Source organism: Lutaonella thermophila (genome assembly GCF_055387725.1).
The window spans coordinates 1,958,400-1,971,671 of record NZ_AP043783.1 but is presented as its reverse complement, the minus strand read 5'-3'; the positions used below and the strand labels follow the sequence as shown (position 1 = coordinate 1,971,671).

The window sequence follows — 13,272 nt, the reverse complement described above, 5'->3', positions numbered from 1 at the left end:
AAAACTACAATTAATCGTATTTAGCATCAAAATTAGTATTCCATTTACCTTGTACTTTTAGTACTTGCTCTATAACATCTCTAACACAGCCTTTACCTCCTTTTTTGTGTGATACATATTTGCTTATATCTTTAATTTCCGGAGCAGCATCGTTAGGGCAACACGGTAAACCAACCATTTGCATTGCAGGTAAATCAGGAATATCATCACCCATATACAATACGTTTTCGGGTTTTATGTTGTAAATATCAAAATACTCATCTAATTTTTCGGTTTTATGGTGTACACCAAGGTAAATATCAGTTACTCCCAAACCTTTTAAGCGTGCTCTAACACCTTCATTACTCCCTCCGGAGATTATACAAACATTATATCCTTTTTGTATAGCAGTTTTAAGGGCATACCCATCTTTTAAATTCATGTTTCTAAGCTGTTGCCCATCAGTAGTAATAATTATGGTGCCGTCGGTTAATACACCATCTACATCAAACACAAACGTGGTAATATGTTCTAAATACTCTTTATAGCTTTTTTCTTCCATAGGTTTCTTGAATAGAGTGGGTAAGTAAATTGTATATTTCTTTTTGCGAAATAAATTTTAATGCCTCTACGTGTTTTTGTATTGTTTTATTGTCAAATCGTTTTGCGGGTCCAGTTTGTGCTTGATACGGACCTAATTGTAGCGCCTTTTTAGCAGTCTCTTCAATTAGTGGTTCTAAAATGGTAAACGGCACTTTGTTATCTACACAAATTTCAAAAGCAATATGATATAAATGATTCACAAAGTTATTTACAAAAACAGCTGCTAAATGTAATGCTTGTCTTTGTTCAGAATTAATATAGTGTACGTGTTCAGAGATTGCTTTGGCAAGGGTGTCTAACTTATTTAGCTCATCTTCTGTTTCTGCTTCAAGACAAATAGGGACCGATTTAATATTAACCGGGAAAGACTTAGAAAATGTTTGAAGCGGGTAGAACACCCCTTTTTTATGTTTTGAAGCAATGGCCGATAAAGGAGCACTACCCGAAGTGTGCACTACTAAACCGGTATTAGGAGTAATTTGCTCTGTAACTTCTTGTATAGCATCATCAGATACACAAACCACATACAAATCAGCAGGTTTTAATGCATTTAAATCGTTAGTTACCGGAATTCCCAGTTTATTTATAGGGTGTTTTTTTAACGATCGGCTGTATTGTTGAATAACAGTAGCTACACCACTTTGGTGAATTGCCGGCAATAAATGGTTAGCTATATTTCCTGATCCTAAAATTACAACCTTTAACATAGGGGCTAAAATACAGTATTTTTTTTCAACAAAAAGGCTCAAAAACTAAGTATTGTGTACTTTTACCGCTATGAAAAAGCAGTTAAAAAATAAAGAAGCAGTAGCTTTATTAGTGCATACATTTTATAATAAAATTAGAAAAGATTCTGAGTTAGGCCCCATATTTAATGGTATGATAACTGATTGGGATGCGCATTTAAACAAGTTAACAGACTTTTGGTGTAAGCAATTGTTTATTTCTAATTCTTACGATGGTAACCCAATAGAAGTTCATAGAAAAGTTGATGCATTTGCAGAATACCAAATAAACCAAAATCATTTTGGTGTTTGGTTAAACTATTGGGTAGCAACGTTAGATGAACTTTTTGAAGGCGAAGAAGTTTTTATTTTAAAAACCAGAGCGCGAAAAATGGCAAGCTTTATACATATAGATATTTTTAAAAACAGACCGGTAAAATAGAACATACCCCTAAATCAGAAAGGCAACTTAAAAAGTTGCCTTTCGTCAAAAAATCAATAACCTAAACAAAAACTTAATAATGAGATTTATGCACAGGATACTGTTACCGAGTGGGTGTGCCCACCACCGGCAGTTGAACTTACGGTTATTGATTGATTGCTTTTTAAACTTGTAAAATGAGAAGCAGTGAGCGTAACAGAATGGTCATGCCCAGATGTTCCCTTAATAGAATATGTTTTCTCTACACCGGCATCAACATCATCTTTAGAGATAGTTAACGTATGCCCATGATTACCACTAATTGAGCTTGCCGTTGCTCCGTTAGCTAAGCAATCTCCTTGAGAATTGGGTGGAGGAGGCGTGTTGTTTTCATCATCGTCTGATGAGCTAGAACAGCTAAGTAAAGAATAAGCAGGAATACTCAATAAAAGTAATCCTCCAATTTTCTTTAAAAAACTTTTTCGGTTCATTGCAATTGGTTTTGGTGGTTAATGCTTGTTTGTAATAGTCTCATATATAGTCTGTTAAACAAAAAAATCCTTACAGTGTAACTAATAACATTTTTTTAACTATTCTAAGCAAGTACATGGGTAGGGCTTTCTAAGTAAAATACTGTATATTTGCACCCTGAAAAACAGCTACAAAGGCACATACTTATGCAAACACTTAAAAATATTTTGTTTTCTACACGTTTAATGGCCATCTTATTTGTAATTTTTGCTACTGCTCTCGCTTTCGGAACTTTTATAGAAAGCTGGTATAGCACAGAGACAGCCAGAATATGGATTTACAATGCGTGGTGGTTTGAAGCCATAATGGGCTTTTTTGTAATAAATTTTATTGGAAACATTAAGCGTTATCAATTACTTAAAAAAGAGAAGTGGCCTATTTTAGTATTACACCTTTCTTGGATACTTATTATTCTTGGTGCCTTTGTTACTCGCTACATTAGTTATGAGGGGATGATGCCTATTCGTGAAGGGAATTCATCTAACTTTTTTCTATCAGATAATACGTATTTAACAGTTTTTGTAGATGGTGAGGTAGATGGGCAATTACAACGAAAATCATTACAAGATAAAATCTTAGTTACTCCGGAAGCTATTAAAAGCAGCCTCCCTTGGAAGTCTGACTTTAAAGGACAGCCATTTACCATTAGTTATGCGGGTTTTATTGATGGAGCAGAAAAAGGGTTGGTTCCTGATAGTAATGGTGAACCATATTTAAAAATAGTAGAGTCTAGCGGAGGTTCTCGTCATGATCATTATCTAAAAGATGGCGAAATAGCTAGTATTCATAATGTATTATTTGCCTTAAATAAACCCACAAACGGAGCAATTAACATAAACACTAAAGACAGTTTATATACAATTAGCTCTCCTTTTGAGGGGACTTATTTAAAAATGGCAACACAACAACAAGGAAATGTTGTTAAAGATTCTGTACAGCCTTTGCATTTACGTTCTCTTTACAATTTAGCCGGAATGCAATTTGTAATACCAGATAGCATTGTAGTTGGTAAATACGAAGTTGTTCCGGTAGCCAACAAAGAAGAAGCCATACAAGATGCTTTGGTATTAAATATAACTACAAACAATCAGACCAAGCAGGTTAAAGTTTTAGGAGGTAAGGGTACTATTAATGAACCAACAGAGGTAACCATTGGTAACTTAGAGTTTAAAATTAACTATGGCTCTATCAGGCACGAACTACCTTTTAGTTTACACTTAAACGATTTTATAGCCGAAAAATATCCCGGAACAGAAAAGGGATACTCTTCATTTATGAGTAAAGTAACGGTACAAGACCCAGACGGTTCTTTTGATTACGATATTTACATGAATCACGTTTTAGATCATAAAGGTTATCGTTTTTTTCAGGCTCAATTTGATCCTGATGAAAAAGGAACTATACTCTCTGTAAATCATGATTTCTGGGGAACATGGATTAGCTATATTGGTTATTTCTTATTGTTTGGCGGATTAATGGCAATTATGTTTGTAGGCGATACCCGTTTTAAAGATTTAAGCAAGATGTTAGAAAAGGTTAGACAAAAAAAGGCAACTTTAACCATTATAGCCTTTTTGTTTACTGTAATAGGATATGGGCAAAGTTCAGATTCTCATAGTCATAACCTATTGCCAACAGCCCAACAAGTAGATTCGCTGCTAAAAGTTACAACAGTAAGTAAAGAACATGCTGCAGCCTTTGGAGAGTTGGTTATACAAGATGATGGCGGAAGAATGAAACCCGTTCATACATTTTCATCAGAATTATTAAGAAAACTATACAAGGGCAATGAATTTAAAGAATTAGATGCTAACCAAGTATTGCTTTCTATGATGCAAAGCCCGGCGCTTTGGTACAACATAGATTTTATTTACATCACAAAAAAGAACGATAGTATTCGGAAAGTAATAGGCGTTCCTACAGATAAAAAATATGTAAAAGCTACCGATTTCTTTACTGAAACTGGAAACTATAAATTGGCGCCTTATTTACAAGAAGCATACGCAACAAATACGCCTAATCAATTTCAAAAAGCTTTTAAAGAGTTTGATTTAAAATTAGGGTTGCTTAACAGGGCATTAAGCGGTGAAATTCTTAAAATATACCCGCTACCTAATCATGAAAACAATAAATGGATTTCCAGAACAGAGTTTAACACAGGGCAATTTCAAGTTTCCGATTCACTTTATGCAAACTTTATCAGAAACTCTATTCCGTTTTATTTAATGACATTGCGTCAGGCAAAAACAACCGGAAATTATACAGAAGCCAATAGATTGTTAGAAGCTTTTAAACAAAATCAAAAAAATTACGGAGCAGAGATTCTTCCATCAGAAACAAAAATCAAAGCAGAAATTTTATACAATGAAATAAATATTTTCGAAAAACTTTTAGTGTACTACATGCTGGTGGGGGTTGCTATGTTTGTGTTTATTATCATTCAAATTTTTAACAACGCTAAGTTTACAACATACGGAATTAACTTGTGTAAAATAGCACTGTTTATTCTGTTTATTGCACAAACAGCCGGATTAGCATTTAGGTGGTACATTAGTGGTCATGCACCATGGAGTGATGCTTACGAGAGTGTAATTTATGTGGCTTGGGCAACTATGGGAATCGGACTCCTTTTTGCTAAGAAAAGCGATTTAACCGTGGCCTCTACCGCCTTTGTAACAGCCATTATTTTATGGGGTGCACACATGAACTGGTTAGACCCCTCTATTGCCAATTTACAACCTGTATTAAACAGCTACTGGTTAATGATTCACGTTGCTATAATAGTTGGTAGTTACGGTCCGTTTACGCTTGGGTTTATTTTGGGTATAGTGGCATTGTTGCTCATTATATTTTCTAATAAAAAGAATAAAAACAAGATGGATCTCCATATTCAAGAGCTTACCATTATTAACGAACTTGCACTAACCGTTGGGTTAGTAATGCTTACTATTGGTAACTTTTTAGGTGGTATGTGGGCAAATGAAAGCTGGGGTCGCTATTGGGGCTGGGACCCTAAAGAAACCTGGGCGCTTATAAGTATAATGGTTTATGCTTTTGTACTACACATGCGATTGGTTCCGGGGCTTCGAGGTAAATGGGCTTATAATTTTGCCAGTGTGGTATCATTTGCAAGCATTATGATGACTTATTTTGGGGTTAATTTCTATTTGGTTGGATTGCACAGTTATGCCAGCGGAGATAAAGTAATAACTCCTTCATTTGTATGGTATTCTGTAGCTTTTGTATTGCTTTTAGGACTAGTTAGCTACATTAAATTTAAACGTGTTTACCAAATAAAAAAGTAACTAAAACACAGGTAAAAGTAGTTTTTCCTACTTTTTACCGATAAATACGTTTGCTTTATACGATAGATTTCGCTTAAATGCTTGTTTAGAGTATTTTAAATGCGAAAATGAAAATTTGGGCAAAAAAGTATTGTTATTACAGCCTCTTTACTGTGGTTGTATTTTTAAGCATGCAACGTGTTTGTTCGCAACAATTGGTTAGCCAAAGTGTAGAACAAACGGTTCCTTTTTATATATCACCTAATTTTGATTTAGACACTTTTACTGTTCATGCTGTATCAGATTTAGATACGTATGTGTTTCAGGCTAACATTCCAATAGGCACTTCTTACAAAGATTTTACGTTAGGAGCTGGGTATCTTCACACACCTGATTTTGATGGCGTAAACTTTATGGTTGGTTGCACCACCGGAAAATTTAGAATAAGCCTCATAGCAGGTTATTACGAAACTTTAAACCGTACAGCAACTTATGGTGGAACATCATTTAGCTACCATCATCAAAATGGTGTAATAGGTATAACAGTAGCAGACGTATTTGATGTAGCTATTAAAGATGGTGATGACTCTGTTTTTTATAATTTTGAAGCAATGACGCCTCAAGTTTTTGCTAAACAAAAAGTTTTGGGGTCTGATTTAGAGGTTTTTGCTATTGCAAACATATCATATCAAGATGTAGAATCTTTTAATTACAGAGCAGCTTTAGAATTTACATTGAACTCACACACAGCCGGAGTAGGTTACTCTGAGCGAGATAAATGGATGGCTTATACAACCATTAACCTTGGCAAGTTTCATCTTATAGCTTCTTTTGACGGAAATATTTATGGGGGCATTAAGTTTCAATAATTATCGTATTAAAAATTATTGATTTACAGCGATTTACACTTCAATTTTCAGGCTTAATATCAAAAAAGATAATACATACAACATAATTAGCTTCATACACAACAAAAAGTAGCTATTTAATGGGTTTCGGCGTAATATTGCTTTATAAAATTAGCTGTAGTAGTACAAAAAATATTGATTTTCATATTGTTATGTAAGAAAATTTTTTTAGATTCGTAATCGAGAACAAACCTTAAAAGAACACTATTATGAAAATTAAAAACGTACTTTACGGCGTTGCCACTGTGGCAGCTGTGGCCGTTTTAATGGCTTTAACGCCAGAGACAGACCAAGTAAAAACAGTGGACCAAACCACTATTAAGAATGAAAAAACAAAACATTTCGCTGTCAGAAAAAGCGACGTTTACAGACCTGGAACTCAAGGAAAGAATAAAACATAAAACAAAGCCTATTATAGGCACGTTTCTGATTATTTTATCGGGTATTGTGCTGTATATGGACAAAATTTTTGTTTACTTAGATATACAGCTTGATAACCTTTACGGATGGAATAATACAGAGACCTTTGTTTGGGTTGTTTGTCAATCCTTGTCTCCGTTAATTTTATTAATTGCGGCCTATTTTAGGCCGTATTTGTTTTCTTTTATAGTTCCGGGCTTTGCATATGCTTTGCAGCTTGCCTATGTGTTTAATCCGGACCTGGTTGTAGAAGATAGCCTTAATTGGGTTTATTTAGTTAGCTCTGTTTCTTTAATTATGGTAACTATCTATGCTGTTAGAAAACGTTCTGATGATTTAGATATGCTTAAAAATATAGAGTATCACAACCTAATAGAAGAGAACAAAAAATTAAAATCTGAATTAGAAAAAATTAAAAAAGCTGCATAGTTTTACATAAAATATTTTGTTTGCATATTATAATACCGCATATTTGCGGTATTATGATTTTATGAGAACCCCTCTTCACATTCTGGCTACTTTTAATCTGGCCGCAATCAATGCTTAAATAGTTATTATTATTTAATCTCATTGTGTATAGTAATATTTACTTTTAACTTCTTTTATTCTCATAAAATGACAAACAATTTACCATCACTAAAAAAATATTTACAATACTTTAAACAAGCTGTCTCAGGCAAAGAGCAAACTTTTACAGAAGGAAGTATCAGAAAAGCAATTTTTATGCTGTCTGTTCCAATGATTCTAGAAATGCTCATGGAGTCTGTATTTGCTCTTGTAGATATAGCATTTGTTTCGCAAGTAAGCACGAATGCTGTTGCAACTATTGGGCTTACAGAATCTGTAATAACATTAGTTTATGCTATAGCTATTGGGCTAAGTATGGCTGCAACTGCTGTAGTTGCAAGAAGAGTAGGAGAAGAAGATTTGCTTGGTGCCAGACAAGCAGCTGTACAAGCAATTTTCTTAGGAATTTTAACTGCAACAGTAATTAGCGTAATAGGAGTACTATACCCAAAAGAAATTTTGGGGTTAATGGGCGCCGAAGCAGACTTAATAGCCGAAGGCTATGGGTATACCCAAGTTCTCTTAGGAGGTAACGCAACAATTATGCTCCTTTTTTTAATTAATGCCATTTTTAGAGGAGCCGGAGACGCATCGGTTGCCATGTGGGCATTAGTACTGTCAAATGGGCTAAATATAGTTTTAGACCCTATTTTTATTTTTGGTTTAGGCCCGATACCTGCATTTGGAGTTAAAGGGGCAGCTATTGCCACAACTATTGGAAGAGGAACGGCCGTAATTTTCCAGATAGCTATTTTGTTTTATGGATGGAGCAGAATAAAGCTAACTATTTCAGATTTAGTACTTAGAGCTAAAGTAATGCTTAACCTTATTAGAGTTTCTTTAGGTGGTATTGGTCAGTTTTTAATTGGTACCTCAAGCTGGGTATTTTTAATGCGAATAATGGCAGAATTTGGTAGTGAAGTGTTAGCAGGCTATACAATAGCTATCAGAGTTATGATGTTTACTTTAATGCCTTCATGGGGAATGAGTAATGCTGCTGCTACTTTAGTAGGACAAAACTTAGGAGCTAAAAAACCTGATAGAGCCGAAATATCTGTTTGGAAAACAGGTAAATACAATGCATGGTTTATGCTTGGTGTGTCTGTTGTATATTTATTTTTTGCCAACTATATAGTAAGTCTTTTTAGCAATGAACCTGATGTAATAAAATACGGTAGCCTTTGTTTACAAGTAATTGCTGCAGGGTATGTGTTTTACGCTTATGGTATGGTTATTACGCAAGCTTTTAATGGGGCAGGAGATACTAAAACACCTACCTATATAAACTTTATTTGTTTTTGGCTATTTCAATTGCCATTTGCTTATTTAGCAGCATTAAGTTTTGATTTTGGTCCAATTGGAGTCTTTTTGGCAATAACCCTTGCCGAAGTATTAATTGCAGTGATTGGTATTCTCTGGTTTAAAAGAGGTAATTGGAAAACCGTTACTGTTTAAATATTTAATAAATATAACGCTAGTTTTTCTTAATTTTAAAAGGCAAAACAACATACTACATGACAAATAAAAAATATGGATTGCATACCATATGCACTCACACAGGAGAAATAAAAGACGAACAATTTAAAGGTGCAATCTCGCCACTTTATATGGCTACCTCTTACGCCTACGAAAATGTTTCTGTAAAACGATACCCAAGATATTTTAATACTCCAAACCAAGAAGCTGTATGTAAAAAAATTGCAGCTCTAGAGCACGCAGAAGCAGCCTTGCTTTTTGGTAGTGGAATGGCAGCCGAGAGTACAACGCTATTTACATTCTTAAAAAAAGGAGATCATATTGTTTTACAAAAGTCATTATACGGTGGTACTTTTAATTTAATTAAAGAACAATTTTTAAAATTTGGTATAGAATACTCATTTACAGAAGGACTTAAACCAGAAGATTTTAAAAACAAAATAAAAGAAAACACTAAAGTAATTTATATAGAAACTCCTTCAAACCCATTACTAACTATAACTAACTTAAAAGAAATAGCAAAAATTTCCAGAAAGTACAATTTAGTATCTATAATAGACAACACATTTGCAAGTCCGGTAAACCAAAACCCCATAGATTTCGGAATTGATGTTGTAATACATAGTGCTACAAAATATTTGGGCGGGCATAGTGATATTTTAGCCGGCGCAGTAGCATCATCTCAAGAAAACATTAACAAAATATGGGAAACAGCTAAAAACTTTGGGGGTAGTTTGAGCGATTATACTGTTTGGTTATTAGAGCGTAGCTTAAAAACGTTAGGATTACGAGTAAAAGCCCAAAACAAAAATGCTAAAAAGTTAGCCAAGTACTTATTTAAACACCCTGATATTCATAAGGTTTATTACCCGGGATTAAAAACACACCCTAATTACGAATTAGCAAAGTCGCAAATGAAAGGTTTTGGAGGGATGATGTCTTTTGAGCTTAAAGAAGGATTATCTGCTAATTTATTTTTGCAAAGTTTAGAGTTAATAAAACCCTCTATGAGCTTAGCAGGTGTAGAGAGCACAATGCTTTCACCTGCCAAAACATCGCATGCTCTGTTGAGTACAGAAGAGCGAGCAAAACAAGGTATTTCTGATACTTTAATTAGGTTTTCTGTTGGTATAGAGAACACAAAAGATTTAATTGAAGATATAGAGCAAGCATTAAAAAAAGTACGTAGCAAACGATTAAAAGAATCGGTATGAAACTAGATATTTTAGCTTTTGGTTCACATCCTGATGATGTAGAATTAGGATGCGGAGCAACGTTAGCAAAAGAAATTTCATTAGGTAAAAAGGTAGGAATAATAGATTTAACCCGAGGAGAGTTAGGAACTCGCGGAACACCCGAAATAAGAGAGCAAGAAGCTAATAAAGCTGCTAAGATTTTAGGAGTTAGTGTTAGAGAAAATCTTGAGTTTGCCGATGGGTTTTTTATAAACGATAAAAAGCATCAAATTCAAATTATAAAAGTTATTAGAAAGTATAAGCCTGAGATAGTAATTTGTAATGCTATAAATGATAGGCATATAGACCACGGAAAAGGAAGTAAACTGGTAAGTGACGCATGTTTTTTAAGTGGTTTAGCGAAAATTGACACCAAAGATGATGAAACGGAGCAATGGCAAGATGCATGGAGGCCTAAAGCTGTTTATCATTATATACAATGGAAAAATATTGAGCCTGATTTTGTGGTAGAAGTGAATAACTTTATAGATAAAAAAATTGAAGCTGTAAAAGCCTATGCCTCTCAGTTTTATGATCCTAACAGTAAAGAGCCCGAGACACCAATTAGTTCTAAGAATTTTATAGATAGTATTGAGTATAGAGCTAGAGATTTGGGCAGATTAATAGGGCAGGAGTATGCAGAAGGGTTTACTGTAGAAAGATATGCAGCTGTTAAAAGTTTATCTGATTTGCTATAAAAATTTTATTTCAGGTATTGCAAAAAGAATTAAAATGCTATACATTTGCATCCGCAATTAAACGGTGGTTGTAGCTCAGCTGGTTAGAGCGTCGGATTGTGGTTCCGAAGGTCGCCGGTTCGAACCCGGTCTTCCACCCAAAACAAAACTCCTCTTGAAAAAGAGGAGTTTTTTATTCATTTAAGTTATTAAGTGTTAACTTTTAGTAACATAAAAGCCTTTCTGAAACCAATCAGAAAGGCTTTATTATTTGTGCTATAAATGGCTTATTTAGTAGTTTTAGCTTTATCTACAACAATACGCTGTTCTCTGTTTGCAATTTCCCAAGCTGTATAAAAAATCAACTTAGTTCTATTAGTTAACAAGTCGTAATTAATTTTATCGGGTGTGTCTGATGGTTTATGATAATCAGCGTGTGTTCCGTTAAAATAAAATATTATAGGAACGTTATTTTTAGCAAAATTGTAGTGATCACTTCTGTAGTAAAAACGATTCGGATCGTTTTCATCATTATACTTATAATCTAACTCAATATTACAGCATTTTTGGTTTACAGCTTCGGAAAGCTCATGTAAATCGGTACTTAATTTATCAGAACCAATTAAGTATATATAGTTTCTGTTACCTTCTCTTTTCGGGTCTATTCTACCAATCATATCAATATTTAAATTGGCAACAGTATTTTCTAACGGAAATATCGGGTCGTGATCTGTATAGTACCTTGAGCCTAAAAGACCTTTTTCTTCTCCGGTAACATGTAAAAGCACAACAGAACGTTTAGGACCGTTACCATCTTCTACCGCTTTTTTAAAGGCTTCTGCAATTTCTAGCATTGCAACAGTTCCAGAACCATCATCGTCTGCACCATTATAAATTTCTCCTTTATCATTTACTCCAACATGATCTAAATGCGATGAGATTACAATATATTCATTAGGCTTTTCTGACCCCTTTATTACTGCAACCACGTTTTCTGTGTCTATTTCTTTAGATTGACCTTTGAGTGTGATTGCCACATTAGCATTAATTGTTTTAGGAGCTATATTGGCTTTTACTTCAGGTAAGATGCTTTTAGCAACATTCTCTGAAATTAAAAGATAGAAAAAGTTCGAAGCATTATCTTTTAAAGACATTCTTCCACCTTTATTTCCTCTTTTCTTCATGTAGTCATATTGTCTCTTGTAGGCATCAAAATTTTCAGCATCAAAAAACAATATGCCTGCAGCTCCTTTTTCTTGAGCTAAATTTAACTTAGCAGCTGCAGCTTGACGTCTGTTAGACCATTTAGAAGGTTCTGATGAACCTGAAACCAAATAGTTGCCGTTTTCATCTTTAGGCTCACCTGACAGAATTAAAAGTAATTTTCCGGAAACATCTACAGAGTTATAATCTGAATAATTTTCATCTTCTATACCATAACCTAAGAAAACAATTTCTGAAGTATTAAAGTTTACATTTTCAGGAGCGTTATAAGTAACAAAATCTTCTCCAACAGTGTAAGTGTTGTTATTTAACACTAATTGAGCTTCTGGTAATGCTGCAATTTCTATTGGCACTTTTTGAAAATATTCTCCGTTAGGCAATGCGCCGGGAACGCCAATAGATTGGTAATAGTTTTTTATGTACTCTACAGCTTTTTTCTGACCTGGCTCTCCGGTGTTTCTACCTTCAAACTCATCAGAAGCATAGGTGTACAAATATTCTTTTAATTCGGGTTCTGTAATAGTTGCTGCATAAGTGTCTGCAGAATTTTTAACAGGTGCATTTTGAGCAGCTTTTTGCTGTGTAGAAGTGCACGAAATACTTAAGGAAACCGCAAGTATTGATAATGCAAAATTTTTCATGAGATATAAAACGTTTAATAGTCATCAAATATATTGAAAAGAATGGCTGTAGAAACTTTTTTAAGATATTGTTAAGACTTTAACCGTTATAACTGCAAAAAGGAGCCAAAAGGCTCCTTTTTGCAACTATTTAACAATAAAATAGATTAGTGTGTATTGGTTGTATCTGGTGTTGTTCTGTTCATTTCCATTTCATGATCATATTGGCAACATGATGGAAGCGATTGGTATGCATCTACACTTCCGTTAACCTTATCGGTATCATAACCGGCATTAGCAATTGCATGATGAATTTGCATAACATCGGTTTTAGAATCATCATAAGACACCTCTATTTTTTTTAATGCAACATCCCAGTTAACACTCGTTACACCCTCTACACTTTGTGCTGCTTTTTCTATTGTTTTTTTGCACATTCCACAATTACCTCTCACACCAAACGATGCATGAATCATTGCTGTATCAGGCGAATCAAAACTTGTAGTTGAACTTTCTTTTTTCTCTTCTTTACACCCTACAAAAAACAGGGTAGCAATTAGTAAGTTTAAGACTGATTTTCTCATAAGATTAAGATATTTAAA

Annotated in this window: 13 protein-coding genes and 1 tRNA gene; 9 read left to right on the top strand and 5 right to left on the bottom strand. The window is 34.2% G+C overall.

Going from position 1 to position 13,272, the window contains the following annotated elements:
- Positions 1-10: 10 nt before the first annotated feature.
- Both ACZ5CF_RS09245 and ACZ5CF_RS09240 read right to left on the bottom strand, forming a co-directional pair.
- Positions 11-541 (bottom strand): KdsC family phosphatase, encoded by a 531-nt coding sequence (locus ACZ5CF_RS09245; protein WP_464579041.1) that lies wholly within the window; start codon positions 539-541, stop codon positions 11-13.
- A complete protein-coding gene (locus tag ACZ5CF_RS09240; protein WP_464579039.1) occupies positions 522-1,289 on the bottom strand; it encodes a Rossmann-like and DUF2520 domain-containing protein in 768 nt (255 codons plus the stop codon). Before ACZ5CF_RS09240 ends, ACZ5CF_RS09245 begins: the two co-directional genes overlap by 20 nt.
- A 70-nt stretch (positions 1,290-1,359) precedes the next feature.
- Here ACZ5CF_RS09240 and ACZ5CF_RS09235 point away from each other — a divergent pair, with 70 nt between their 5' ends.
- Positions 1,360-1,749 (top strand): group III truncated hemoglobin, encoded by a 390-nt coding sequence (locus ACZ5CF_RS09235; protein ID WP_464579038.1) that lies wholly within the window; start codon positions 1,360-1,362, stop codon positions 1,747-1,749.
- Between the two features lie 86 nt (positions 1,750-1,835).
- Here ACZ5CF_RS09235 and ACZ5CF_RS09230 read toward each other — a convergent pair whose 3' ends face one another.
- Entirely contained in the window at positions 1,836-2,219 is a 384-nt protein-coding gene (locus tag ACZ5CF_RS09230; protein WP_464579036.1) for a hypothetical protein, read from the bottom strand.
- A gap of 186 nt (positions 2,220-2,405) precedes the next feature.
- Here ACZ5CF_RS09230 and ACZ5CF_RS09225 point away from each other — a divergent pair, with 186 nt between their 5' ends.
- From ACZ5CF_RS09225 to ACZ5CF_RS09190, 8 genes are all read left to right on the top strand, one after another.
- Positions 2,406-5,564, top strand: coding sequence for a cytochrome c biogenesis protein (locus ACZ5CF_RS09225; protein WP_464579035.1), 3,159 nt, complete (start codon positions 2,406-2,408; stop codon positions 5,562-5,564).
- Positions 5,565-5,671: 107 nt separating this feature from the next.
- Positions 5,672-6,412 (top strand): hypothetical protein, encoded by a 741-nt coding sequence (locus ACZ5CF_RS09220; RefSeq protein ID WP_464579034.1) that lies wholly within the window; start codon positions 5,672-5,674, stop codon positions 6,410-6,412.
- A gap of 248 nt (positions 6,413-6,660) precedes the next feature.
- Positions 6,661-6,852, top strand: a complete 192-nt coding sequence (locus tag ACZ5CF_RS09215) for a hypothetical protein (RefSeq protein WP_464579033.1) — start codon at positions 6,661-6,663, stop codon at positions 6,850-6,852.
- A gap of 55 nt (positions 6,853-6,907) precedes the next feature.
- Entirely contained in the window at positions 6,908-7,300 is a 393-nt protein-coding gene (locus ACZ5CF_RS09210; RefSeq protein WP_464579032.1) for a hypothetical protein, read from the top strand.
- A gap of 186 nt (positions 7,301-7,486) precedes the next feature.
- Complete coding sequence (locus ACZ5CF_RS09205; RefSeq protein ID WP_464579031.1) at positions 7,487-8,893, top strand: MATE family efflux transporter; 1,407 nt, start codon at positions 7,487-7,489, stop codon at positions 8,891-8,893.
- 59 nt (positions 8,894-8,952) lie between these two features.
- On the top strand, positions 8,953-10,128 hold the full coding sequence (locus tag ACZ5CF_RS09200; protein ID WP_464579030.1) for a trans-sulfuration enzyme family protein: 1,176 nt from the start codon (positions 8,953-8,955) through the stop codon (positions 10,126-10,128).
- Positions 10,125-10,847, top strand: a complete 723-nt coding sequence (gene bshB1 / locus ACZ5CF_RS09195; protein ID WP_464579029.1) for a bacillithiol biosynthesis deacetylase BshB1 — start codon at positions 10,125-10,127, stop codon at positions 10,845-10,847. The genes ACZ5CF_RS09200 and bshB1 overlap by 4 nt, the downstream gene beginning before the upstream one ends.
- A 63-nt stretch (positions 10,848-10,910) precedes the next feature.
- Positions 10,911-10,986, top strand: a tRNA-His gene (locus ACZ5CF_RS09190).
- Positions 10,987-11,113: 127 nt separating this feature from the next.
- Here the strand turns inward: ACZ5CF_RS09190 and ACZ5CF_RS09185 are convergent.
- Both ACZ5CF_RS09185 and ACZ5CF_RS09180 read right to left on the bottom strand, forming a co-directional pair.
- Complete coding sequence (locus ACZ5CF_RS09185; RefSeq protein ID WP_464579028.1) at positions 11,114-12,691, bottom strand: M28 family metallopeptidase; 1,578 nt, start codon at positions 12,689-12,691, stop codon at positions 11,114-11,116.
- 146 nt (positions 12,692-12,837) lie between these two features.
- Entirely contained in the window at positions 12,838-13,254 is a 417-nt protein-coding gene (locus ACZ5CF_RS09180) for a heavy-metal-associated domain-containing protein (RefSeq protein ID WP_464579026.1), read from the bottom strand.
- Between the last annotated feature and the right edge of the window lie 18 nt (positions 13,255-13,272).

Coding starts and splice junctions, on each gene's coding strand:
- ACZ5CF_RS09245 (WP_464579041.1), bottom strand. CDS start 541: ATGGAAGAAAAAAGCTATAAAGAGTATTTAGAACATATTACCACGTTT.
- ACZ5CF_RS09240 (WP_464579039.1), bottom strand. CDS start 1,289: ATGTTAAAGGTTGTAATTTTAGGATCAGGAAATATAGCTAACCATTTA.
- ACZ5CF_RS09235 (WP_464579038.1), top strand. CDS start 1,360: ATGAAAAAGCAGTTAAAAAATAAAGAAGCAGTAGCTTTATTAGTGCAT.
- ACZ5CF_RS09230 (WP_464579036.1), bottom strand. CDS start 2,219: ATGAACCGAAAAAGTTTTTTAAAGAAAATTGGAGGATTACTTTTATTG.
- ACZ5CF_RS09225 (WP_464579035.1), top strand. CDS start 2,406: ATGCAAACACTTAAAAATATTTTGTTTTCTACACGTTTAATGGCCATC.
- ACZ5CF_RS09220 (WP_464579034.1), top strand. CDS start 5,672: ATGAAAATTTGGGCAAAAAAGTATTGTTATTACAGCCTCTTTACTGTG.
- ACZ5CF_RS09215 (WP_464579033.1), top strand. CDS start 6,661: ATGAAAATTAAAAACGTACTTTACGGCGTTGCCACTGTGGCAGCTGTG.
- ACZ5CF_RS09210 (WP_464579032.1), top strand. CDS start 6,908: ATGGACAAAATTTTTGTTTACTTAGATATACAGCTTGATAACCTTTAC.
- ACZ5CF_RS09205 (WP_464579031.1), top strand. CDS start 7,487: ATGACAAACAATTTACCATCACTAAAAAAATATTTACAATACTTTAAA.
- ACZ5CF_RS09200 (WP_464579030.1), top strand. CDS start 8,953: ATGACAAATAAAAAATATGGATTGCATACCATATGCACTCACACAGGA.
- bshB1 (WP_464579029.1), top strand. CDS start 10,125: ATGAAACTAGATATTTTAGCTTTTGGTTCACATCCTGATGATGTAGAA.
- ACZ5CF_RS09185 (WP_464579028.1), bottom strand. CDS start 12,691: ATGAAAAATTTTGCATTATCAATACTTGCGGTTTCCTTAAGTATTTCG.
- ACZ5CF_RS09180 (WP_464579026.1), bottom strand. CDS start 13,254: ATGAGAAAATCAGTCTTAAACTTACTAATTGCTACCCTGTTTTTTGTA.